Origin of the sequence: Algibacter aquimarinus, assembly GCF_039543265.1 — a bacterium.
In the GTDB taxonomy this organism is placed as follows: domain Bacteria; phylum Bacteroidota; class Bacteroidia; order Flavobacteriales; family Flavobacteriaceae; genus Algibacter_B; species Algibacter_B aquimarinus.
The window spans coordinates 39049-62479 of sequence record NZ_BAABJK010000003.1 but is presented as its reverse complement, the minus strand read 5'-3'; the positions used below and the strand labels follow the sequence as shown (position 1 = coordinate 62479).

Sequence of the window (23431 nt, the reverse complement as noted above, 5' to 3'; positions counted from 1 at the left end):
TAAATATATTAAAAATTGTATTAGCATTGCTCAAATTGCTTTTAAGGCGTATCTTTGCACTCGCAATAAAACATGCGATATTAAATACTATTTTGGGTAAATCGAAAACAGCCATAGAAAATCCTTCTTTAATTCACGATTTTAAAGAAATTACTAAAATGCGATTGGCATTAAGTGTGGTATTCTCATCTGTTGCGGGATATTTATTAGGTGTTGAATCGGTTGATTTTAAAACGTTGATTTTACTTGCTTTGGGGGGCTATTTTATGGTTGGAGCTTCAAATGCTTTTAACCAAATTATTGAAAAAGATTTGGATGCCTTAATGGATCGCACAAAAAACAGACCAATTCCTTCAGGACGCATGTCTGTTAATACCGCTTTTATTATTGCTTCTGTTTTTACTTTAGCAGGTATCATTATTTTATACACCATCAACAAGCAAACCGCTATGTTTGGTGCTATTTCTATCTTTTTATACACCTGCGTTTATACACCTTTAAAAACAAAAACCCCTTTAGCAGTTTTTGTTGGAGCTATACCAGGAGCTATTCCTTTTATGTTAGGTTGGGTTGCCGCTACTGATGATTTTGGCATAGAACCAGGAACCTTATTTGCATTGCAATTCTTTTGGCAGTTTCCTCATTTTTGGGCAATTGGCTGGTTTTTATTTGAAGATTACAAAAAAGGTGGTTTTTTTATGTTACCTACTGGAAAACAAGACAGAGGTACCGCAGTGCAAACCATTATGTATACTATCTGGACAGTAATTGTTTCTATAATCCCTGTTTTTGGCTTTACTGGTAAGTTAGAGCTATCAATTGTCTCTGCAGTTCTGGTTTTTTTATTGGGTTTATGGATGCTATATTATGCTATCCGTCTTTTTAAAATAATGACTGAAAAAGCTGCAAAACAACTTATGTTAGTTAGTGTATCGTACATATCACTTGTGCAAATAGTTTACGTTATAGATAAATTTATTAGATAACCATGGATTTAACTCAAGGTACTCAAGAAGAAAAAAATAATAGAGCAAAAAAAATGATGCTCTGGTTTGGAATTATTTCCTTAATCATGTCATTTGCAGGATGGACCAGTGCTTTTGTAGTAAGTAGCTCTAGACCTGACTGGTTAAAAGATTTTGTATTACCAAATGCTTTTATAATTAGTACGGTCGTAATTATTATAAGTAGTTTAACTTTTATTTTAGCTAAACGTGCTCTAAATAGTAAAAACAACAAAGCAACAATGCTTTGGCTATTTGCAACCTTAATTTTAGGTATTGTTTTTATATATAATCAGTTTTCTGGTTTTCAACAAATTATAGATTTAGGATATAACTTTACTGGACCAACAAGTAATGTAACCATGTCTTACATCTATCTCATAGCCATAGTGCATATTTTACACGTAGTTGTTGGACTGATTTGTTTATTGGTTGTAATTTATAATCATTTTAAACAAAAGTATACACCAACAAATATGTTAGGTTTTGAACTAGCTGCAACGTTTTGGCATTTTATTGACATTCTTTGGGTTTACCTTTTTTTGTTTTTATATTTTGTGAGGTAACAAACTTAAAAAAACCTTTAGCTATCTGTATTTAAAGGCTTTAACAAATAAGTATGTTTTTAATTGAAATTCTACAAAGGATAACCAATACATAAAAAAGTAACTACTAAAAGTCCTATCGAAACTATTACCAACTATTTTTGTCAACTTTAAAACCTCACTGTAAAACTATTTTTTACCCAGATTAATTTTAGGTTCATAATTTTTAAAGCGGGATATTTTATTAGATGAATAAAATGATTATTTTTGTCCAACTTTTATAAATAACAACCTTTATATATGAGTACAGCAGTAGCAGAAGGCAAAACTTGGGGAGGCGGTAACCAGCCGTTAAAAGCAAGTTACGGTAAAATGATGATGTGGTTTTTCATCGTTTCAGATGCTTTAACATTCTCGGGGTTTTTAGCAGCCTACGGATTTTCAAGATTCAAATTTATTGATGCATGGCCAATTGCCGATGAAGTGTTTACTCACTTTCCATTCTTACACGGTGTAGACGCACCAATGTATTATGTGGCTTTTATGACTTTTGTACTTATCATGTCGTCTGTAACTATGGTATTAGCCGTAGATGCAGGTCATCATTTAAACAAAGCCAAAGTAACACTTTATATGTTTTTAACCATTATTGGCGGTCTTATTTTCGTAGGATCTCAAGCTTGGGAATGGAACACCTTTATTAAAGGAGATTATGGTGCAGTTCAAACCAAAGGCGGAAACATTTTACAGTTTGGTGAATATGTTGATGTAGAAGGAGAACAAGTTTTTAAACGTGTAGCTGTAAGAGATTTTGCCGCTATTGATACGCACAAAGAAAGAACAGACCACAAACGTAAAAACGGATTATGGTTTGTTGATGAAGGCACTTTACCAAATTACACGGTAAATGAAGTTGTAAATGGTCTAGAAGCTCATAGCAACGTTTTAGTAAGAACGCAAATTATAAATGAAGAAGGTGAAAAAACAGTTTTATCAAGAGCTGAATCCTTAAGGCAAATAAAAGAAAATGGTAAGCTTGTTGTTGAAGGTGCAAATCTTCGTGTTAATGAATATGGCTCGCCTTTATTTGCTGATTTCTTTTTCTTCATAACTGGTTTTCACGGTTTTCACGTATTTTCTGGAGTTATAATAAACATCATTATTTTCTTTAATGTGGTTTTAGGAACTTATGAAAGACGTAAGAATTATGAAATGGTTGAAAAAGTGGGATTATATTGGCACTTTGTAGATTTAGTTTGGGTATTTGTATTTACATTCTTCTACCTAGTTTAATAAATAAAATTATTGTCATTTCCTTAGTTAAGGAAATTTAAAATAGCATTAAAAATGGCACACGAACATAAATTAGAAATATTTAGAGGCTTAGTTAAGTTTAAATCGAATACTCAAAAAATTTGGGGTGTTTTAATCTTTTTAACTATTGTAACTGTTATTGAAGTTGTTTTAGGTATTATAAAACCTGAAGCTTTAATGGCTTCTTTTCTTGGCATGAAAGCCTTAAACTGGATATTTATCATACTAACCATTGTAAAAGCCTATTACATTACTTGGGATTTTATGCACATGCGTGATGAAACAAAAGCATTGAGACGTATGGTTGTATGGACTGCTATCTTCCTAATACTGTATTTAATATTTATTTTATTGCAAGAAGGTGGTTATGTTTTTGATGTATATGATGACGGTTATATTAAAAGAGATTTTTAACTTATAAAATATAGTTAATTTAAGATATTAAGGCGGTTTTTAAACCGCCTTTTTTTATTTTTGCAAATAATAAAAACACTGTTATTTAATGGATTATAAGAAAGTAAGTAGATATGTAGTTTTAGGAATTTTGTTCTTTCTTCCAGTAACGTTTTTATTATTTTTATATCCTGCAACACATAATTATGACCCACTTGATGTTGTTAATGAATCCGTTTTAGATTTAAATGCATTTAATTCTAATTCTGAAGAGAAAATTATTTTAGAAGACCACATTACAGTTGTTGGTTTTTTTGGAAACGATTCTATAAAAAATAACACTGTAGCTTTAAATTTAAAAGAATTAGTTTACGATAAATTCAAAGGTTTTAAAAAATTTCAAGTTGTTATTTTAATGCCAAAAGGAAGCGAAGAGCAAGCCAAAGCGTTAAAGAACGAAATAAGTTCTTACGAGGATTTAAGGTTTTGGCACTTTATTTTTGGCGAACCACAAGATATAAAAAAAGTATTTTTTAGCTTAAAAACTAAAACCGAATTGAATAACGATTTATCATCTAATAATGTATTTATTATTGACAAGGATTTAAACCAAAGAGGGCGTCTAGATGATAGAACAGATAAAGAATTAGAAAAAAAGAAACCAATTTATGGCTTGCATAGTTATGACTGTATTGAAGTAGCTGAAATAAAAAATAAAATGAGTGATGATTTGCGTATTCTATTTACAGAATATAGACAAAAACGAAAAGGGGAATTTAACTCAGATACCAGAAGAGCAAGCGACTTAAAATCAGAAAACGATGAGTAAAAAAACTAACTATTCGTACATAGGCATTTCCTTTATTATTCTTGTTTTTGGTATTATTTTTATACCTAAAATAATAGACAGAATTTCTAATGAAGACATCATAAGAAAAGAAAGTAGAACAGACTTTGCTGATGATGATAAATCTAAAACTTCAGACTTAGCCTTTATTAAAATTAATGATGTCCCTAAAAAAGTTCCTGAATTTTCATTTACCAATCAAGATGGAAAAACAATAACTAATAAAGATTATGAAGGCAAAGTTTATGTTATAGAATTCTTCTTTACCACATGCCCTACCATTTGCCCAAGAATGAATAAAAACTTGATACAAATACAAAATACATTTAAAGATTTTGAAGATTTTGGTGTTGCATCATTTACAATAAACCCAAGTTACGATACTCCAGAAGTTTTAAAAGAATATGCTGAACAATATGGTGTAACAAATCCAAATTGGCATTTAATGACAGGAGAGAAAGATGTAATATATAAATTATCAAACGAGGGCTTCAACCTTTATACAGCACAAGAAGAAGGAGTTGCAGGAGGCTTCGAACACTCTGGAAATTTTGCGCTAATTGATAAAAATGGTTTTATTAGATCTAGAAAAGATGCATTTGGAAATCCTATAATATATTATCGTGGTATTACATCTGAAGAGGAAAAAATAGATGATGATGGCTCTCCAGAAGAGATTAGCGCATTAAAAGCTGATATTAAAAAATTATTAAATGAGTAACTCAAAAAATCTAACAAACGAAAAAAAGTACAATAAACTTATTGTTGTATTATCTATTTTAATTCCCCTTGTAGTTGTTGTTTTATTTGGCGTTAAAATTGATGCTGAACTCCCTGTTTTTCTGCCACCAATATACGCTAGTACAAATGCCTTAACTGCATTAATTTTGGTATTTGCTTTTATAGCTATTCGTAATAAAAAAATTAAACTTCATGAAAGGTTAATGAAGTTTGCAATTATTCTGTCTGTTGCCTTTTTGGTTATGTATGTAGCGTATCACATGACCAGTGATTCCACTTCTTATGGAGGTGAAGGTTTTGTAAAATATTTTTATTATTTTATTTTAATAACACACATACTACTATCTGTAATAGTTATTCCATTTGTTTTAATAACATATGTAAGAGCTATTACTAACAATATTGAAAAACATAAAAAAATTGCAAAAATTGCATTCCCACTCTGGCTATATGTTGCCATAACTGGTGTAGTGGTTTACATTATGATAGCTCCTTATTATTAAATTAAAAAATGAAGCGACACGTCATCTTTTTTCTTTTAGCACTATTCTTTTTTTTAAAGACTAATGCACAATGCGCTATGTGTCGTGCCGTTTTAGAAAGTGAAGAAGGTCAAACCGCTGCAGAAGGTATAAATGACGGTATTGTGTATTTAATGGCTATTCCCTATCTATTAGTTGGCGGGATTGGTTTTTTTATTTACAAGAAATACAATAAGTTAAAAAAATAATAAAAACTTTTTTAAACTCTTTTAGTAACATTTCTTTGTATTTTTAGTCTAATAATAAAGCTTCGATTAGCTTTAACATTATTATCCCATGTTAGAAATTCGCCAACTGCACAAATCCTACCCCATAGGAGATTCAAGTTTACATGTTTTAAAAGGTATAGATTTGTCTGTAAAAGATGGCGAAATGGTAGCTATTATGGGGTCTTCTGGCTCTGGAAAATCTACCTTATTAAACATCATTGGTATGCTTGATGAGGCAGATGAAGGTGATTATATATTAGATGGCTTAGCTATTAAAGACCTCACGGAAAAGAAAGCAGCAGTTTATAGAAACAAGTTTTTAGGTTTCATATTTCAATCTTTCAATTTAATAAACTACAAAAACGCCTTAGAGAACGTTGCACTTCCACTCTATTACCAAGGTATGAACCGTAAAGAACGACAAGAAAAAGCCTTGTTTCATTTAGAGAAAGTAGGTTTAAAAGATTGGGCAAAACATTTACCTAAGGAACTTTCTGGTGGGCAAAATCAACGTGTAGCTATAGCAAGAGCTTTGGCAGCAAACCCAAAGTTATTATTAGCTGATGAGCCTACAGGAGCTTTAGACACCAAAACATCTCACGAAATTATGGCGTTTATTCAACAATTAAATGATGAAGGTAAAACCATATTAATGGTAACGCATGAAGAAGACATTGCTAACATGTGCAAACGTATTGTAAGGCTTCGTGATGGCGTTATTATGGAAGACACAAAAGTAACTCAAGTACGAGCAGAACAATATGTTTGATTTAGACCTTTGGCGAGAAATATTCCAAAGTATTAATAAAAATAAAACTAGAGCTTTACTCTCTGGTTTTACAGTAGCATTTGCTATTATGCTGTTTACCATTCTTTTTGGAATTGCCAATGGACTTGAAAATACGTTTGAGAAATTTTTTGTTAGAACCGCTGAAAATGCAGTTAATATAAGGTTCGGAACTACCTCTAAGCCTTATAAAGGACTTCAGGTAGGAAGACAAATTATGCCTACTAGTAAAGACTTAATATATCTAAAAGAAGAGTTTGGAGATAACATAGAATTCTTATCCACAAAACTCTCTAGAAATTATCAAATTAAATATAAGAAAGAAAAAGGCTCTTACAGTGTTTCTGGAGTTTCTCCAGACTATCAATATATTGAGAAAGCTAAAATAAAAGATGGTAGATTTATTAACTTAAAAGATATAAAAAGTAAGGAAAAGTTATGCGTTATAGGTCGCCTCGTAGAAGAAGATTTGTTTTTAAAAGAATCTGCTGTAGGTAAATATATTGATTTAGAAGGTGTTCAATACAAGGTTGTTGGAGTATACTCTGATGACGGTGGAGATAGACAAGAACGCGTTGTTTACGTTCCATTTACCACTATACAAAGATTATATTTTGGTAATGATGATATTGGAAACATTTCATTAACATATAATCCTAAAATGAACATAGATCAAGGTCTAGGTTTAGTAAAAGAAATGACTACTAAGTTAAAGAATAGATTTGAGGTTGCCCCCAATGATCAACGCGCCATTAGAATTGGAAGTCGAGCTCTTACAGAAAAAAAACGCCTTGATAATATTTCATCTGGTCTAGCGGCATTAATACCTATTATTGGATTTGGAACACTAATAGCAGGGATTTTAGGCATTAGTAATATTATGATTTTCATAGTAAAAGAGCGAACAAAAGAGATTGGCATCCGAAAAGCATTAGGAGCATCGCCCAAATCTGTAGTATCTATTATATTACTTGAGTCTATTTTAATAACAACTATTACAGGCTACATTGGCTTATTAATTGGTGTTGGTATTTTAGAAGCCATAGGATCTAGCTTAGAGCGTTATTTTATTACAAACCCAAGCGTTAATTCATCTATTTTAATTACAGCAACTATTGTTTTAATAATCGCTGGTGCTATTGCTGGATTTGTACCTGCAAAAAAAGCATCTAAAATTAAACCAATAATAGCTTTAAGAAATGGTTAAATGATAAAATTTTTACTAGAAAAAGATACTTGGCAAGAAGTTTTTGATAGCCTAAGTAAAAATAAACTCCGGTCTATTTTAACTATGGTGGGTGTTTGGTGGGGTATTCTTTTACTAATAGCTTTACTAGGGTCTGCAAAAGGTGTTGAAAATAATTTTAATATACGATTTCAAAATTATGCAACAAATAGTGTTTTTATTTTTAGTGGTGCTTCTTCAATTCCTTTTAAAGGCTATCAAGAAGGACGTCGCGTAAAAATGACGCTAGATGATGTTGAAAAAATTAAAGACAATATAGAAGGAGTTGAGTATGTTTTACCTAGTCTAGCGGGTCAGATAACGGGAAGTAGAAAAACGTTATCTGGTATTTTTGGCGTAAATGGAGAATTTCCATTTCGAGATAAGCTAGCTAAAAAAAATCTTTTATGGGGTCGATATATCAATCAAAATGATATTGATAACCGTAAAAAAGCTATAGTTATTTCAGAAGATGTTTATAAACAATTATTTGAAAAAGGAGAATACCCAATAGGTAAAATGGTCAAAGCAAATAATATAAATTTTACAGTTATTGGAGTATTTGAAGTGGTTCAAACCGGAGGTCCTCCAAATGATACTGATATACCTTTTACAACGTTTCAACAAATATATAATCGTGGAAATAATATTGACGTTTTAACAATTACAGGTAAGCCAGATTTTGATATTATTCAGTTAGATGCTGAAGTTAAATTACTACTTAAAAATATTCACGACATTCATCCAGACGATAATCGAGCACTAAATGGTTTTAATTTAGGCGATTTTTTCGATAGAATTAATGGATTTGTGGTTGGTATGCAATTTTTAACCTGGTTTGTAGGGATAGCAACATTAATTGCAGGTGTTTTCGCTATTGGGGGTATTTTACTTATATCTGTTAAAGAACGTACCAAAGAAATTGGAATAAGACGAGCTTTAGGAGCTACACCTTATCTTGTGAAACGTCAAATAATTGTGGAGGCGGTCGCCATCTCATTACTTTCTGGCTTTTTGGGTATTATAAGTGGCGGTTTAATATTAATAATGGTGAATACATTTGTTGCTCAAGGCGAAGATGCCTTTATGCGAAATCCATCTGTATCAATAGGTATGGTATTTTTTGCTCTTTTTATTGTTACCATTCTTGGTACTTTAATCGGTTTAATACCTGCCTTTAAGGCAACAAGCATTAAACCAATAGATGCGTTAAGAGAAGAATAAATTAAATATAAAATGAAAAGAATTATTAAAATCGTTTTTATTGTTATAGCAATAATATTATTTGCTTGGGTATTGAAGTACTTTTATACTGCCAACAATAGTGCACCAGAATCCTTTGATACTCAGACTCCCTTCTATACCTCTATCAGTACTAAAATAGTGGCAACTGGTAGTCTTAATCCTGAAGAAGAAATAGAGCTAAAACCACAAATTACAGGTATTGTCGATGCAATTTTAGTTGAAGAAGGAGATATGGTTAGCAAAGGAGATTTAATTGCCAAAATAAGAGTTGTCCCAAACGAGCAATCTTTAGTTAGTGCCAACAGTAGGCTAAATAGTTCAAAGTTATCTTTTGATAATGCTAATGTTCTTTACAAAAGAAATAAAGTTTTATTTGACAAAGGTGTGATTTCTAAACAAGATTTTGAAAATAGCGAACTCGCATTCAATCAAGCAAAAGAAACTTTGTCTCAAGCGCAAAATGATTATCAAATCATTAAAAAAGGATCTATTTCTGGAGGCAACTCTGCTAATACAAACATTATTGCTCAAATAGCTGGAACGGTTCTAGAGATACCTGTTCGGGTAGGAGACCAAGTTATTCAAAGTAATAACTTTAATGCTGGAACGAGTATTGCTACTATTGCAAATATGAGTAATATGATTTTTGAAGGTACGGTTGATGAGTCTGAGGTAGGTAAACTAAAAGAAGGTGAACCTATTGATGTTATTATTGGAGCACTCGACGAGAAAAAATTACAAGGTAAGTTAACTTTTATTGCACCTAAAGGTATCTCAGATAACGCTGGGGCAGTACAATTTACCATAAAAGCAGATGTTGAAGTTGAATTAAGCGCAAATATTAGAGCCGGATATAGTGCTAATGCAGAAATTAACATTGCGAGTAAAGATAGTATTTTTAGTATCAAGGAATCTTTAGTTCGATTTGATAGAATAACTGAGAAACCATACGTAGAAATTCAACAAGATGACAATTCATTTAAAAAACAAGACATTAAATTGGGCTTATCTGACGGGATAAATGTTGAAATTATTGACGGTGTTGATGAAGGCGATAAAATCAAAATCTGGAATAAAGTTTCTAGAGAAAATTAAGATTTTAAATATGATTAATTCAAATAGTAAAACAACAAAACTTTTAGTGTTACTAATATTTTCTTTAGTATCAATAACATCAATTGCTCAAGAAAAAAAATGGACACTTCAAGAATGCGTAAATTATGCTTTGGAGAATAATATTTCTATTTCGCAGAGTCAAAACAATTTACTCACAGATGAGCAAAATATTATAGCTTCAAAAGGTCAATTTCTACCATCTGTTAGTGCTAATTTAGGTCATAGTTTAGGCATTGGTACGCAACGAATTGATGTTGGTAGCACACAAGTTGTAGTTGAAAGGACTACCAATGTTACAAATTTAGGCGTAAATGTAAACCAAAATGTGTTTAATGGGTTTAGGTTAACAAACTTATACAAACAATCTCAGTTAAATTTAGAAACCAGTAAACTTGAATTAGGTAGAATAAAAGATGATATTTCCTTAAATGTAGTAAACTCATATCTTAATATTTTATTTAATAAAGAACGTTTAGAAATAGCAAATGCACAACTAGATTTTTCTAAAATTCAAGTTGAACAAGTAAAGGAACTAGTTGAGGCAGGATCACAACCAAGAGTTAATATTTATGATGTACAAGCTACTTTAAGTGCTGACGAACAAAACGTTGTAGTTGCTGAAAACAATTATCAACTTGCATTACTTAGTTTATCACAATTACTTCAGTTGCCTTTTGAAGGTTTTGATGTTGAAGTTATTGATGTAGGGACACCATCTGAAGCTTTGTTATATAATAATATTTCTCCAATACTTGATTATGCATTTCAAAATAGAAACGAAATAAAAGTAGCAGAAAAAAATATTGAAAATGCAGAATTAAGCACAGAAATTTCTAAATCTGGCTATTATCCTACGGTAAATTTTAATTATGGTTTTGGCACCAATGCCTTTTTCACCAATATTACCGACACTGAAGCCTCATTTTTAAATCAGTTTAACGATCAAAAATCTCATAGTTTCACTTTGAGCGTAGGTATTCCAATTTTTTCGAGATTTCAAAACAAAACTGCTGTTGAAAGGTCTAGAATTCAAGAAGAAAATAGCAAACTCAATTTAGAACAAGAAAAGCTTAATTTAGAATCAAATATTCAACGTGCATTTACAGACGCTAAAGCTGCTTTTCAAGCTTATGAAGCTGCTAAAAAATCTTTAGCTTCGCAAGAATTAGCTTTTAGTAATAATAAAGAACGATATACCTTAAATAGTTTAACTTCTTTTGAATTAGAACAATCTAGGGTAAGATTAATAAATGCTGAATCATCACTTATAAACGCAAAATATGATTTTGTTTTTAAAACAAAAGTTTTAGATTTTTATATGGGAAAATCTTTAACAAACTAGATAATCTTTATTAAATGAAAAAACTTCTTTTACTTTTCTTTACACTATCACTATTTTCAATAAATGCACAACAAAAAAAGCAACTTTGGGCTAAGTCTTTTTTAAATAAAAAAGCTCCAAACTTAATAGTTGAAAATTGGCTTTCCGAAAAGCCTATAACCCAAGGTAAATTTGTATTGATAGATTTTTGGGCAACTTGGTGCGGCCCTTGTAGAAAAGCAATTCCAGAACTTAATAAATACCAAGAAGAGTTTAAGGATAATTTAATTGTTATTGGCATTTCAGATGAACCAAAATCTAAGATAGACCAAATGAAAAGTCCTATTATAAACTATTATAGCGCTATTGATACAAAGGAGAGATTAGAAAAACGATACAAAGTTAAAGGAATTCCTCATTGCGTTTTAATTGACCCAAAGGGTATAGTACGTTGGGAAGGATATCCAAGTTTAAAAGATTTTGAACTTACTTCTAGCGTTATTAAAAATATTATTGAAAAATATAATTAATTTGAGTATTATTTTAAATATTGAAACCGCAACTACCAATTGCTCTGTATCACTTTCAAAAAAAGGAAAAACCCTTATTTTAAAAGAAGACTACGATAAAAATTATTCTCATGCAGAACGTTTACACGTTTATATAGATGCTGTTTTAAATGAAGCTAGTATTTCTAAAAATGACATAAATGCCATAGCAGTTAGTAAAGGCCCAGGGTCTTACACAGGTTTACGCATTGGCGTTTCTGCCGCTAAAGGTTTATGTTTTGCGTTAAGTAAACCATTAATTTCTGTACCTACTCTTGAGGCTTTAGCTCATCAAGCCATTTGTGATGATGGCACTATTATTCCAATGTTAGATGCCAGACGAATGGAAGTTTATTCTGCTGTTTATGATTCAAATTACAATCAAATCCGTGAAACTCAAGCTCAAATATTAGATAAAAACGCGTTTAGCGACTACTTAAAACAAGGAACCGTTTATTTTATTGGAAATGGTGTTGAAAAAACAAAAACGATAATTAATCATCCTAATGCTATTTTTATTGATGATAAACTCCCCTCTGCTAATGAGATGAGTAAACTATCTTATGAAAAATATAATATGGGAGATATCGAAGACGTTGCTTATTTTGAACCTTATTATTTAAAAGATTTTGTGGCTTTAAAACCAAAGCGCAAATAAAAACCCTTCAAATTTTTAAAATCTGAAGGGCTTAATTAATTTATTATTTAAGGTTAATTAACCTTTCTTTTGTATTTCAACTTGATGTGGGTAAGGAATTTCAATACCAGCTTTATCAAGCGCTTCTTTTACATCTTCTGTTATACCAAAATAAACGTCCCAATAGTCATCAGCAGTACTCCAAGGTCTTACTGCAAAATTTATCGAACTATCTGCCAACTCAGAAACATTTACAGTTGGAGCAGGTTCTTTTAAAACTTTAGGATGAGATGTTAAAACATTCATCAACACTTCTTTGGTCTTTTTAATATCAGAATCGTATCCAACACCAAAAACTAAATCTACACGACGCGTACCTTCTGTTGTATAGTTGATAATATTACCGTTAGATAATGACCCGTTTGGAATAATAATCTCTCTGTTAGACAAACCTGTTAATTTTGTTGTGAAAATTTCAATTTCTTTAACAACACCTATCTCTCCTTGAGCTTCAATTAAATCGCCAATTTTAAATGGTTTAAAAATCATGATTAAAACACCTCCTGCAAAGTTACCTAATGAGCCTTGTAATGCAAGACCGATAGCTAAACCTGCAGCAGCTAAAATAGCAGCAAATGATGTTGTTTCTACACCAACAGTTCCTAGAACAACCACTATTAAAACAATCTTTAATATCCAACCCAATAGATTTAATAAAAACTTTTGAAGGCTTTCATCATAATCCCTTTTAGACATTATTTTTTTTGTAGTTTTTATTATTTTTTTGATGGCCCATGAGCCAATAATCCAAATAACAACAGCTCCTAAAATTTTCAGTCCGTAATCTAAGGCTAGCTGAAGCCATTTTTCTGTGTCAATGTTTTCTAAATTCATAATTTTTAAGTGTTCAAATGTTGATTAATTAATTTTTAATAAAGCAAAATATCAGAGCAATTATGGCAGGTACTGCTTGTACATAAAATAACTTTATTTGCTTTGTTGAGTAAGACCCGTAAATACCTGCAATAGTCACACAAATTAGAAAGAAAATGGCAATATCTATATCTTTTTGTACGATAGATAATATTAGTCCTGCTGCTAAAAAACCATTGTACAAACCTTGATTGGCTGCCAATACTTTTGTTTCCTCAGCAAACTCTTTAGATTTTAAACCGAAAGCTTTTATGCCTTTTGGCTTAGTCCACATAAACATCTCTAAATATAAAAAGTAGAGATGTTCTAAAGCTACAAATGCTATTAATATAGTTTTTACGGTTGTCATTCTCTTAAAAATTTCATGGCCTCACTAACTTCTGACACAGGCAGTTTACAAGCTTTATTTACGCAAACATAAATTAATGTATTATTTGGATTGTATCTATTTTCTAATAAAGGCATGTTATTTTCTGAAGTGCTTCCAGCAATCAATTTATTTGGACTGTAAGTCTTATTTAGTTCTACCATTTTTTGTTTAGCATTTTTACCAACTATAGCAACTTCATAGTAAGGCTGTGTATAATTTAACATCAAATCAAACCAATTAGAATAACCAGATGGATACTCTTGCATTTCTGGTTTAACATTGTTTAGCATGGTCATTGCTGTTTCACTGAAATACTCACTATCAAAATAATGTGATAATTTAAACAGGTTTTTTGCCATAATGGAGTTACTAGCAGGAATAACATTATCTCGGTATTCAATACTTCTAGATACCAAGGAAGCATCTTCATTTGAAGTAAAAAAGAACATGTTGCTTGAACTATCAAAGAAATGATCAAAAGTATAATTAGCTAAATCTCTAGCTGTTTTTAACCATTTTTCATCCAGAGAGTTTTCATAAAGTACTATAAAAGCATCAATGGTTGCTGCATAATCTTCTAAATAACCATTTATACTACTTATCCCGTTTTTGTAATTATGATTTAATCCACCATCTTCTCTTAGCTGATTAGTGATTATAAAATCAGCATTTTTTTCTGCGGAAGCGAGGTAATCTGCATTTCCAAAAACACGATAGGCATCTAAATAACCTTTTAGCATTAAAGCATTCCATGATGTTAGTGTTTTATCATCAAGTCTTGGTTTTGCTCTTTTGTCTCGCTCGTTTATTAAAATAGCTTTCCATTCTTGTTTCTTATCAGCTAACTCAGATTTGGAAATATGATACTTTTCTACAATGGATTCGTCGTCATCTTTTCTAATAAGTACATAATTATCTTGCTCCCAAAAACCGTAGTTATTTACATTGTAATAATCTGAAAACAAATCAAAGTCTTCTTTTAAAAATGATTTTAACTCAGCTTTTGTCCAAACATAAAAAGCACCTTCTTCAAGTTCGCCTTCTTCTGTATTACTATCCGCATCTAACGAGGAATAGAATGCACCATTATCAGCAGTCATCTCATTCTTTATGTAACTTAAGGTTTCTGTAACGATGTCTTTATAAACTTCATTTTTTGTAACGAGATAAGCATCAGCATATAAACCAACTAGCTGCCCATTATCGTAGAGCATTTTTTCAAAATGTGGAACATGCCATTTTGCGTCTACAGAATATCTAGAAAACCCTCCTCCTATTTGATCAAAAACACCACCATAAGCCATTTTTTTGAGTGTTAAATTCACAAAGTCTAACACTTCCGTATCATTATTTTGATAGGCATACCTTAATAGAAAATGATAATTATTAGGCATCATAAATTTTGGTGCTCGATTCATGCCGCCTTGTTTGTTATCAAATTGTTTTGACCAGTTTTTAATTGCATCATCAATAAAAGGCTTCTCAAATACTGGTTCATCAGCATTTAATTGAACAACATCCAAGGACTTTATTCCTTCTTCTAATTTACTAGCATACTCATTGAGTTTATCGGGATTTTCTATATATAATTTTGAGATTTGATTTAAAGCGTCGATCCATTGCGCTTTCTTAAAATAAGTACCACCCCAAACTGGGCGGCCATCTGGTAAAGCAATTACGTTTAATGGCCATCCGCCACTTCCGGTCATCAATTGAACAGCATTCATGTAAACTTGATCTACATCTGGACGCTCTTCTCTATCTACTTTAATATTAATAAAGTTTTTATTCATCACTTGAGCTACAAGGCTATCCTCAAAACTTTCATGTTCCATAACATGACACCAATGACAAGCAGCATAACCAACACTAATCAACATCAGTTTATTCTCAGTTTTTGCTTTTTCTAGTGTAACTTCATTCCAAGGATTCCAATCTACTGGGTTGTGGGCGTGTTGAAGCAAATAAGGACTTGTTTCATTTACTAAGACATTAGTATATTTATAATCCATAGGTTTAGTAATCTCTCCTTTACAACTGATTAGAATAATAAATAAAAGTAATGGTATTTGCTTCATCTTTCAAAGTTAGCGAAATTAAAGTATAAAAAAAGCGCCCATTTACATGAACGCTCAAGTTTTTAAACAAGGTAAAACTAATTCACTTCAAACGTAATTTTCAAGTTTACTCTAAACTCTGTTACTTCGTCATTTTTAACAATAGCACTTTGGTCTTGAACATAAACAGAACGAATATTCTTAACACTTTTAGATGCTTGTTTTACTGCTTTTTTTGTTGCATCTTCCCAACTTTTATCTGAGTTAGATAATACTTCAATAACTTTTAATACTGCCATAATATTTTGATTTATAAATTATTTAACTTGATAAATAGGACACCATTTATTAGAAAAAGTCACTTATAATTTAACCATTTATAGCCTCAACGGTTTCAATTTTACCTGGAAGCATTTCTTTAAGCATGTTTTCTATACCACTTTTTAAAGTGTAAGTTGATGATGGACAACCACTGCAAGCGCCTTGAAGCATTACACTTACGTTCTTTTCTGCAGAATCATATGAGATAAATTGAATGTTACCTCCATCACTAGCTACTGCAGGCTTAACATACTCTTCTAAAATATTTACTATTTCTTTCGAAACATCATCTAAAGCTTCAAAATTACTATCAAGCTGCTTGGAAGATTTTTCAAGCTTTTCAACAGCTTCTGGCAAAACAACATCTTTACCTGTTTCAATATAACTTCTTATAAATTCACGTAGTTCTACAGTAATATCTTGCCATTCTGCCATGTCGTATTTTGTAATAGACACATAGTTTTCGTCAATAAATACACGTTGTACAAACGGGAAGTGAAACAATTCAGTAGCCAAAGGTGATAGTTTAGCTTCGTCAATAGATGTAAACTCAAAAAGTGCAGTTACTATTTTCTTGTTAGCAACAAATTTCATTACTGAGGGGTTTGGTGTGCTTTCGGCATAAACCGTTACAGCCACTTTTTTTGGAGCCGCAGCTTCTTCTACAACAACACCTCCATCATTTAAATAAGCTTCAATTTGTTCAGAAACTTCATCCTGTACATCACTCCATTCAACAATGTTATATCGTTCAACTGCTATAAAATTCCCAGAGATATAAACCTTTTTCACAAAAGGTAAATAAAATAATTGTTGCGCTAAAGGGGAGGATTTTGCCTCATCAATATTATTAAATTCAAAGCTTTGATGTTTGGTAATAAACTGATTTACCTCGAATTTCACTATAGAATTATTGGATGTTTCTTGCACAGAAACCTTGAAAGTGTTCATTTCAACTAATTTTTAGCAAAAATAATAAAAGAAAACTTTAGATATCCATATATTTGAGTTTAGTTGCCTTAATAATAAGTTAAAAAAGATAGAAGGCTATGCTTTATCTTTACATATACTTTTTTAGGTTTTAAGGCGTTTACTTTTAACCAAACCTACCTTGTAGATAAGTTATGAAATTGAAAAATATTTTTATGGTAACTCTAGCAATATTGCTATCGCACAATGTTAGTTCTCAAGAAGGCTTACCTATTTACACAGATTATTTAACAGATAACTACTACTTAATACACCCATCTATGGCTGGTGCAGCTAATTGTGCCAAAATTAGATTAACTGCTAGACAACAATGGTTTGGACAAGATGACGCTCCTAAACTTTTAACTATGAGTGCTAATAGTAGAATTGGTGATACACCTTCAGCTATTGGTGGAATTTTATTTACCGATAAAAATGGGTATCATTCTCAGTCTGGAGCATATTTAACTTATGCGCACCATTTAATGTTTTCAAGAACTGAAGCAGATTTAAATATGCTTTCTTTTGGTTTAAGTGCTGGTTTTATTCAATATAAACTTGACGAAACTACTTTTTTGTTTGATGGCCCGGACCCCATAATAGATGGTATAGTACAAAGTGCAACTAACTTTAATATTGACTTTGGCTTCTCTTATCATTTCTTAGACTATTATATGCATGGTACTATTAAAAATGTTTTAGAAAATGCTGGCGTTAATAACGATATTGAAATTACCAGTAATTTAAGACGCTATTTATTTTCAATTGGTGGAGTTTTTGGGAAACTAGGAAGTTCATGGAGTTACGAGCCTTCACTAATGTTTCAACACAAAGATGGTACAGGTGAATCTTCTTTAGACATTAATGCAAAAGCATATAAACAAATGGATTTTGGAAGTATTTGGGGAGGTTTATCATATAGAACAAGTTTGGATGGTGCTGAATTTCTAACCTCATCGGGAGCTATTAACAGCCAGAAGCTTCAGCAAATTACGCCTATTGTTGGTGTTAATTATAATGAATTTATGTTTGCATACACGTATACATATCAATCAAATTCACTTGTTTTTACAAACGGTGGATTTCATCAATTTACACTTGGTTACAACTTTAATTGCAGACGAGAAGCTTACGACTGTAAGTGTCCCGCAGTAAACTAATATAAAAAAAGGCTCGCAATTGCGAGCCTTTTTTTATTCCCAAGAATATTTTTTCTTTTTTGCTTGTTCTTTTATGGCTTTTGTCATGGCGTTTTCTAAACTATTGGTATTATCTTTTTTTTGTTTGAAAACGTAATCTTTACGTTTACTATTTAACTCTTTAATTCTATTTTGAATAACTTCTCGCTCTTTACTTTTTTTAGCTACATAACTTTTAATTTCTGTTTTTGTTTTGCCTTTCAATTCTGATGGTAATTCATCATCTGAGATTTCTTCAACCTTAACCTCTTCTAATTCAACAGCATCTACTAAATCCCAGCTTTTGTTTTTATAAAGATGAGAGCTCTTACTAACAGTTCTTTTAACTGCATTTGCTTTGCTGTAAACACTTGCATTGGAATCTTGTTCTGCTTGAAGCGACATTTTTTGCATCCCTTCTCTACCATAAGCAACATAGGTTTTATTCAGCTTTTGGTTTAGAATAAGAATCTCATCATCATAAGGCGACGCGATATGTAACGTTTTGTTATTCTGATTTATAGCCATATAATCTCCGTTTGTTAATTTAGCGCCGTCTTTCCAGAATGTAGAAATACCTTGATTAAAATCACCACAGAAAATAGTATTAATTGTAACGTCCTTTTCTTTTGCATTAATAGAGGCATCTTTATAACTAACTTTACCTTGTGTAAAAGGTTCGTTTCCTGCAATAAAAATAAGTTTTAAGTCATCTGCATTTTTACCCCAGTTTAGTTGGTTTAGAGACTTTTGTATTACTTGTCCGCAATATTCTTCACCTCCATTAGTAGTTAAAGAAAATAGCTCTTTTGAAATTTCATCCAAATCATCACTAAATGCTAATACTTGTCTTATATAACCTTCTTTTCCACTTAGCCTATCATTTCCATATTCATATAAAGCAATGAGCAAATTGGATTTTTCGTTATTGCATTTTGCATAAGAGAGTTCGTTTACAATATCCCAAAGTTGCGATTTAGCTTGGTCTATTAATCCATCCATACTATTACTGGTATCTAATAAAAGTGCCACTTTTATAAATTGTTTATTGGGTTCGTGATGCATTGCTTTTAATTGATTTGAAGCAATGTTTTGCTTTTTGTTTTTGGCACTACAGGAAATAAATCCAATTAACGCGATGCATAGTAAAAGTGTTTTAAAATAAGTTTTCATAAGATTTTTACGTTTTTTGATTTGCGTAAATCTATAACCAACTTTTCTTTTAAAAAATCAATAATGATTGAATGGTAATAGTAAATGAGTAAAACAAACACTTAAATGCGTGAAGTATCCTTTTTAAGCTTAAAACACGCTCTTTTTACAAAATTTACATTTTAATATACCAAGTAAAGTGCGTAAGTTTATCATTATAAAAGCGCAAATGAAGTTAGTTTTCAATTATATTATATGCATTAGTATTATTCTTTGCAGTACAACAATCTTTGCGCAGAACTACGATAACCTTGGTAATAAACCAAGATTTACTGTTAGAGGTTCTGTGATAGAAAGTGATACTAGAAACCCTATACCAGATGTTAATATTGAGGTTAATGGTGGCGGTTATACAGTAACAGATCTTTCTGGTAAATTTAGAATTGAAGTTAGTATAGGCGATGAACTAACAATTAGGCATAAAGATTTTTATACCATTTATCATACTATTACCAGTAATGAACGTATTGAAGTTCGAGTAGAACCTATTAATGATAGTAATTACAAGAGTAAAATTTCCAAGTCTAGACTGCCTGTTTTTAAATCATTAATAGACTCTGCCGAAACTTATTTAAAAAAAGACGCACAGAAAAGTATTCAATTTATTACTGAAGCGATATCTGAAAGTAGTTCTAAAAAAGAAAATGCTGAAGCCTATGAAGTTTTAGGCGATATTAATATCCATTGGAAACAATATGATTTAGCTGTTTCAAACTACAGGATAAGCTTACAAAACATTGAAACTAATGAATCCTCATTAAAACTAGCGAAGGCTTACCAGCTTAATAAAAATTATCAAGAAAGCTTACAAACCTATAATGCTATTAACAAAAGTGAACTTTCAAACTGGCAATTAGTCACTTTATACGAAGGACTTGGGGATGTTTATCGTTTAACTAAAGTTTTCGAAAAATCAATTAACGCATATAAAGAAGGATTAGCTCTAGCAAAAAAACACTTAATTACACCCAAAGTAACTGACTTAAACTCTAAAATAGCCGAAGTTTATAACGCTAAAGGAGATACTCAAATTGCAAAAAATTATTTTAGTGAATCTTTAAAACAAGCCAATAAACAAAATAAAAAACGTGCGGTTGAAGAGAAACTAAAAGTAGCCGATTTTCAGAATAACATAAACGATTATTCAACAGAAATTACTCTAAGAAAAGAAGCCTTAAATATCATTGAAGAAATAGAAACAGATTCAATTTTCGATAACGAAAGTCCGCTAACATCTCAAAAACAAAACTACAAAATAGGAAATGCTTATCTAGAACAAGGCGATTTAGGAAATGCAATTCCATATCTTGAAAAAAGTATTGAAGAAGCTGATAGTAAAGAAGATTTAATCGTAAAAAAGGATGCAACAAGAAAACTATCTGAGGTATATGAAAGCGCTGAAGATTACGAGAAAGCACTAAGTGCGTTTCAAGACTATGTTGATTTAGTAGACCAGGTTTACATAAAAAAGGAGCAGCAAATATCTCAAGCAACTCGTTTTAGGCGAGAACTAACCAGCAAACAAAACAGAATTTTAAGTTTAGAAAGCGACAGAGCATTATCTGAAAGCAAATACAATTTTAATATAGAACAAGCTAAACGACAAAAGCTTATTATTTACTCATTAATTGGGGGAGTTTTATTGCTATTGCTAACAGCATTTTTAATGTTCAAATATATTAAGCAACAGCGTTTAGCTAATAATTTACTGGCTTTAAAAAGTTTGAGAAGTCAAATGAACCCGCATTTTATATTCAATGCACTAAACTCCGTAAATAGTTTTATAGCTTCAAATGATGAACGTACAGCAAACAAATATTTAACAGATTTCTCATTACTAATGCGTGCTGTTTTAGAAAATAGTGAAGAAGATTTTATTCCATTAGAAAAAGAAATAACCCTTTTAGAACTTTATACAAAACTTGAACATTTTAGGTTTCAAGATAAATTTGATTACTCTATTAAAGTTGATGAAAATATTACCGTTGAAGACTTTGTTATCCCACCTATGTTATTGCAACCTTACATAGAAAACGCTGTTTGGCATGGGTTAAGATATAAAAAGACTAAAGGCCATTTAGAAATTGCAATAGCACAAACTGAGGCAGATGAAATAAAAATTACGATTACAGATGATGGAATAGGTCGTGAAAAATCAAAAGCTTTAAAAACAGAAAACCAACAAAAACAAAACTCCAAAGGCATGGGGAATATTAAAAAACGTGTATCTATTTTAAATGATATGTATAAAGATAAAGTTGATGTGTTTATTGATGATTTTAAAGATGAGGAAGATACTGGAACTAAAGTAGTTGTAACGCTTAAAAAGGATTGATAATGAAATCTAAAATATTTTTAATTTCATTTATTATTTTAATTATCTCCTGTAAATCTGCAAAAGAAAAAAGAAGTTGCTTTGAGAATATTAAAGACAAAACAATTTTAAATATTAATACTTTTAATAATCTCAAAACATATTTAAGAATAGAAGAAAACGAATTTGAAGATGTTTTGTATATAATAGATGGAATACCAATCGAAGATAGTTTAATTAAGCATCTAATAAATAAAAAAGATTTTGATTTATTAGATGCTAAATATTTAAATATAGAAACAACTACCTTTTGTAAACCATCAGCAAAAATTATTTTAATTTCAACCAATAAGTGCTTAAATAAATACAAATGAAACTAACCTCAATAATCGTAGAAGACGAAGAAACTAGTAGAGAAATTCTAAAGAATTACCTCAAAAAATACTGCCCGAATGTTACTGTTTTAGGAGAAGCTTCAAATGTTCAAGAAGCATTGGTTTTAATCAGAAATAACGATTTAGACTTAGTCTTTCTTGATGTTGAAATGCCTTATGGTAATGCCTTCGATTTGCTAGATAAAGTTGGAGACATAAACTTTGAAACTATTTTTGTAACAGCATATAACCATTATGCTATGGACGCTTTAAATGCGCATGCAAGTTATTATTTAATGAAACCCATTTCTATTGATGAGTTAATTAAAGCTGTTGATTATGTTACTGAAATTAAAACCAAAGAGGATGCTTTACAAGATGAAATACTCATACCAAAAACTAATAGTGTAGCTGGTAAAATTACAATTCCGCAACAAAGCGGTTTTGAAGTTATTAATACTTCTGATATTCTATATTGTAAAGCTGACGATAACTATACCGAAATATATTTGAACAATAATAAAAAGAAACTAGTAAGTAAAACTTTAAAATATTTTGAAGATGCTTTGGCTAATTCTAGTTTTGCTCGTGTACATAAATCGTATTTAGTAAACGTAAACGAAGTTGTAAAATATTTAAAAGGAAAAGGAGGTAGTGTTGTGCTTAGTAACGGACAAGAAATAATGGTATCTGCATCAAAGAAATCGGTTCTACTATCCTATTTTAAATAAAATATTAGCTTTCGGGAGCAAGTTCTACCTCAAGTCCCTCCATTTCTGGCGTCATTTGTATTTGACAACCTAAACGACTGGTATCTTTAACATCAAAAGCTTCTGATAGCATCGCTTCTTCATCATCACTCATTTCTGGTAATTCAGTTTCGCTTAACACATAGCATTGGCATGAAGCGCACATTGCCATTCCGCCACAAACACCAATAGTTCCTTCTGGGGCAAGTTCGTAGGATCTTACAACCTCCATCAGATTCATTGCCATATCCGTTGGTGCAACTATATCATGAGTTACCCCATCTCTATCAGTTATTTTTATATTTACGTCGCTCATTACTTTATTATGTGATATCTAAAAAATCATGTCATAATTCGTGCCACAAATTTAACAGTTGATTTTATATTTTTAAGTGTTTTATATATGATTTTAAATACTTAAGAGAAAAAATATTGAATTAATAAAATTCTATATTTCTAGAATAAGAATTGTTAGAATAT

Annotated in this window: 26 protein-coding genes; 19 read left to right on the top strand and 7 right to left on the bottom strand. The window is 30.9% G+C overall.

All coding sequences use genetic code 11. The annotated features are described in order from the left end of the window. Window positions 1-92 precede the first annotated feature (92 nt). The 15 genes from cyoE (at window position 93) to tsaB (ending at window position 12495) form a co-directional block, all read left to right on the top strand. Window positions 93-986: a heme o synthase gene (gene cyoE / locus ABD939_RS02505; protein WP_345164172.1), complete on the top strand. Its 894-nt coding sequence runs from the start codon at window positions 93-95 to the stop codon at window positions 984-986. 2 nt (window positions 987-988) lie between these two features. Next, window positions 989-1570 (top strand): cytochrome c oxidase subunit 3, encoded by a 582-nt coding sequence (locus tag ABD939_RS02500; protein ID WP_345164170.1) that lies wholly within the window; start codon window positions 989-991, stop codon window positions 1568-1570. Between the two features lie 279 nt (window positions 1571-1849). Continuing rightward, complete coding sequence (locus ABD939_RS02495) at window positions 1850-2842, top strand: cytochrome c oxidase subunit 3 (RefSeq protein ID WP_345164168.1); 993 nt, start codon at window positions 1850-1852, stop codon at window positions 2840-2842. A gap of 54 nt (window positions 2843-2896) precedes the next feature. Continuing rightward, window positions 2897-3277 (top strand): cytochrome C oxidase subunit IV family protein, encoded by a 381-nt coding sequence (locus tag ABD939_RS02490; protein ID WP_345164166.1) that lies wholly within the window; start codon window positions 2897-2899, stop codon window positions 3275-3277. Window positions 3278-3365: 88 nt separating this feature from the next. Further along, entirely contained in the window at window positions 3366-4085 is a 720-nt protein-coding gene (locus ABD939_RS02485; RefSeq protein ID WP_345164164.1) for a hypothetical protein, read from the top strand. Then, on the top strand, window positions 4078-4824 hold the full coding sequence (locus ABD939_RS02480) for an SCO family protein (protein WP_345164163.1): 747 nt from the start codon (window positions 4078-4080) through the stop codon (window positions 4822-4824). Before ABD939_RS02485 ends, ABD939_RS02480 begins: the two co-directional genes overlap by 8 nt. Continuing rightward, on the top strand, window positions 4817-5347 hold the full coding sequence (locus tag ABD939_RS02475; RefSeq protein ID WP_345164162.1) for a DUF420 domain-containing protein: 531 nt from the start codon (window positions 4817-4819) through the stop codon (window positions 5345-5347). Before ABD939_RS02480 ends, ABD939_RS02475 begins: the two co-directional genes overlap by 8 nt. An 8-nt stretch (window positions 5348-5355) precedes the next feature. Further along, entirely contained in the window at window positions 5356-5574 is a 219-nt protein-coding gene (locus ABD939_RS02470) for a hypothetical protein (protein WP_345164161.1), read from the top strand. 88 nt (window positions 5575-5662) lie between these two features. After that, window positions 5663-6364, top strand: coding sequence for an ABC transporter ATP-binding protein (locus ABD939_RS02465; protein WP_345164159.1), 702 nt, complete (start codon window positions 5663-5665; stop codon window positions 6362-6364). Beyond that, window positions 6357-7589: an ABC transporter permease gene (locus ABD939_RS02460; RefSeq protein WP_345164157.1), complete on the top strand. Its 1233-nt coding sequence runs from the start codon at window positions 6357-6359 to the stop codon at window positions 7587-7589. The genes ABD939_RS02465 and ABD939_RS02460 overlap by 8 nt, the downstream gene beginning before the upstream one ends. Continuing rightward, on the top strand, window positions 7590-8831 hold the full coding sequence (locus ABD939_RS02455) for an ABC transporter permease (RefSeq protein WP_345164155.1): 1242 nt from the start codon (window positions 7590-7592) through the stop codon (window positions 8829-8831). It begins immediately after the preceding gene. 12 nt (window positions 8832-8843) lie between these two features. Further along, complete coding sequence (locus ABD939_RS02450; protein ID WP_345164153.1) at window positions 8844-9947, top strand: efflux RND transporter periplasmic adaptor subunit; 1104 nt, start codon at window positions 8844-8846, stop codon at window positions 9945-9947. Between the two features lie 10 nt (window positions 9948-9957). Next, complete coding sequence (locus ABD939_RS02445; protein WP_345164151.1) at window positions 9958-11310, top strand: TolC family protein; 1353 nt, start codon at window positions 9958-9960, stop codon at window positions 11308-11310. Between the two features lie 14 nt (window positions 11311-11324). Next, window positions 11325-11819, top strand: coding sequence for a TlpA family protein disulfide reductase (locus ABD939_RS02440; RefSeq protein ID WP_345164150.1), 495 nt, complete (start codon window positions 11325-11327; stop codon window positions 11817-11819). 1 nt (window position 11820) lies between these two features. Beyond that, window positions 11821-12495 (top strand): tRNA (adenosine(37)-N6)-threonylcarbamoyltransferase complex dimerization subunit type 1 TsaB, encoded by a 675-nt coding sequence (gene tsaB / locus ABD939_RS02435; protein ID WP_345164148.1) that lies wholly within the window; start codon window positions 11821-11823, stop codon window positions 12493-12495. A 57-nt stretch (window positions 12496-12552) separates the two neighbouring features. Here tsaB and ABD939_RS02430 read toward each other — a convergent pair whose 3' ends face one another. From ABD939_RS02430 to ABD939_RS02410, 5 genes are all read right to left on the bottom strand, one after another. After that, the gene (locus ABD939_RS02430; RefSeq protein WP_345164147.1) at window positions 12553-13368 is read right to left on the bottom strand and encodes a mechanosensitive ion channel family protein; all 816 of its coding nucleotides are present in this window, start codon (window positions 13366-13368) and stop codon (window positions 12553-12555) included. Window positions 13369-13396: 28 nt separating this feature from the next. Next, complete coding sequence (locus tag ABD939_RS02425) at window positions 13397-13756, bottom strand: DUF1304 domain-containing protein (protein ID WP_345164146.1); 360 nt, start codon at window positions 13754-13756, stop codon at window positions 13397-13399. Beyond that, entirely contained in the window at window positions 13753-15855 is a 2103-nt protein-coding gene (locus ABD939_RS02420) for a thioredoxin domain-containing protein (RefSeq protein ID WP_425550275.1), read from the bottom strand. Before ABD939_RS02420 ends, ABD939_RS02425 begins: the two co-directional genes overlap by 4 nt. Window positions 15856-15932: 77 nt before the next feature. Next, the gene (locus ABD939_RS02415; RefSeq protein WP_345164145.1) at window positions 15933-16133 is read right to left on the bottom strand and encodes a dodecin family protein; all 201 of its coding nucleotides are present in this window, start codon (window positions 16131-16133) and stop codon (window positions 15933-15935) included. Window positions 16134-16203: 70 nt separating this feature from the next. Beyond that, the gene (locus tag ABD939_RS02410; RefSeq protein ID WP_345164144.1) at window positions 16204-17106 is read right to left on the bottom strand and encodes a NifU family protein; all 903 of its coding nucleotides are present in this window, start codon (window positions 17104-17106) and stop codon (window positions 16204-16206) included. A 173-nt stretch (window positions 17107-17279) separates the two neighbouring features. Here ABD939_RS02410 and ABD939_RS02405 point away from each other — a divergent pair, with 173 nt between their 5' ends. After that, window positions 17280-18284, top strand: a complete 1005-nt coding sequence (locus tag ABD939_RS02405; RefSeq protein WP_425550274.1) for a PorP/SprF family type IX secretion system membrane protein — start codon at window positions 17280-17282, stop codon at window positions 18282-18284. Between the two features lie 33 nt (window positions 18285-18317). On the opposite strand, the gene ABD939_RS02400 is transcribed toward ABD939_RS02405, so the two are convergent. Then, complete coding sequence (locus ABD939_RS02400; RefSeq protein WP_345164142.1) at window positions 18318-19475, bottom strand: VWA domain-containing protein; 1158 nt, start codon at window positions 19473-19475, stop codon at window positions 18318-18320. A gap of 208 nt (window positions 19476-19683) precedes the next feature. Here ABD939_RS02400 and ABD939_RS02395 point away from each other — a divergent pair, with 208 nt between their 5' ends. The 3 genes from ABD939_RS02395 to ABD939_RS02385 are packed head-to-tail and all read left to right on the top strand — an operon-like array spanning window position 19684 to window position 22933. Continuing rightward, the gene (locus ABD939_RS02395) at window positions 19684-21849 is read left to right on the top strand and encodes a tetratricopeptide repeat-containing sensor histidine kinase (RefSeq protein ID WP_345164141.1); all 2166 of its coding nucleotides are present in this window, start codon (window positions 19684-19686) and stop codon (window positions 21847-21849) included. Between the two features lie 2 nt (window positions 21850-21851). Then, complete coding sequence (locus ABD939_RS02390; protein ID WP_345164140.1) at window positions 21852-22202, top strand: hypothetical protein; 351 nt, start codon at window positions 21852-21854, stop codon at window positions 22200-22202. Next, a complete protein-coding gene (locus tag ABD939_RS02385; RefSeq protein ID WP_345164139.1) occupies window positions 22199-22933 on the top strand; it encodes a LytR/AlgR family response regulator transcription factor in 735 nt (244 codons plus the stop codon). Before ABD939_RS02390 ends, ABD939_RS02385 begins: the two co-directional genes overlap by 4 nt. 4 nt (window positions 22934-22937) lie before the next feature. On the opposite strand, the gene ABD939_RS02380 is transcribed toward ABD939_RS02385, so the two are convergent. Beyond that, complete coding sequence (locus ABD939_RS02380) at window positions 22938-23267, bottom strand: 2Fe-2S iron-sulfur cluster-binding family protein (protein ID WP_345164138.1); 330 nt, start codon at window positions 23265-23267, stop codon at window positions 22938-22940. Window positions 23268-23431 lie beyond the last annotated feature (164 nt).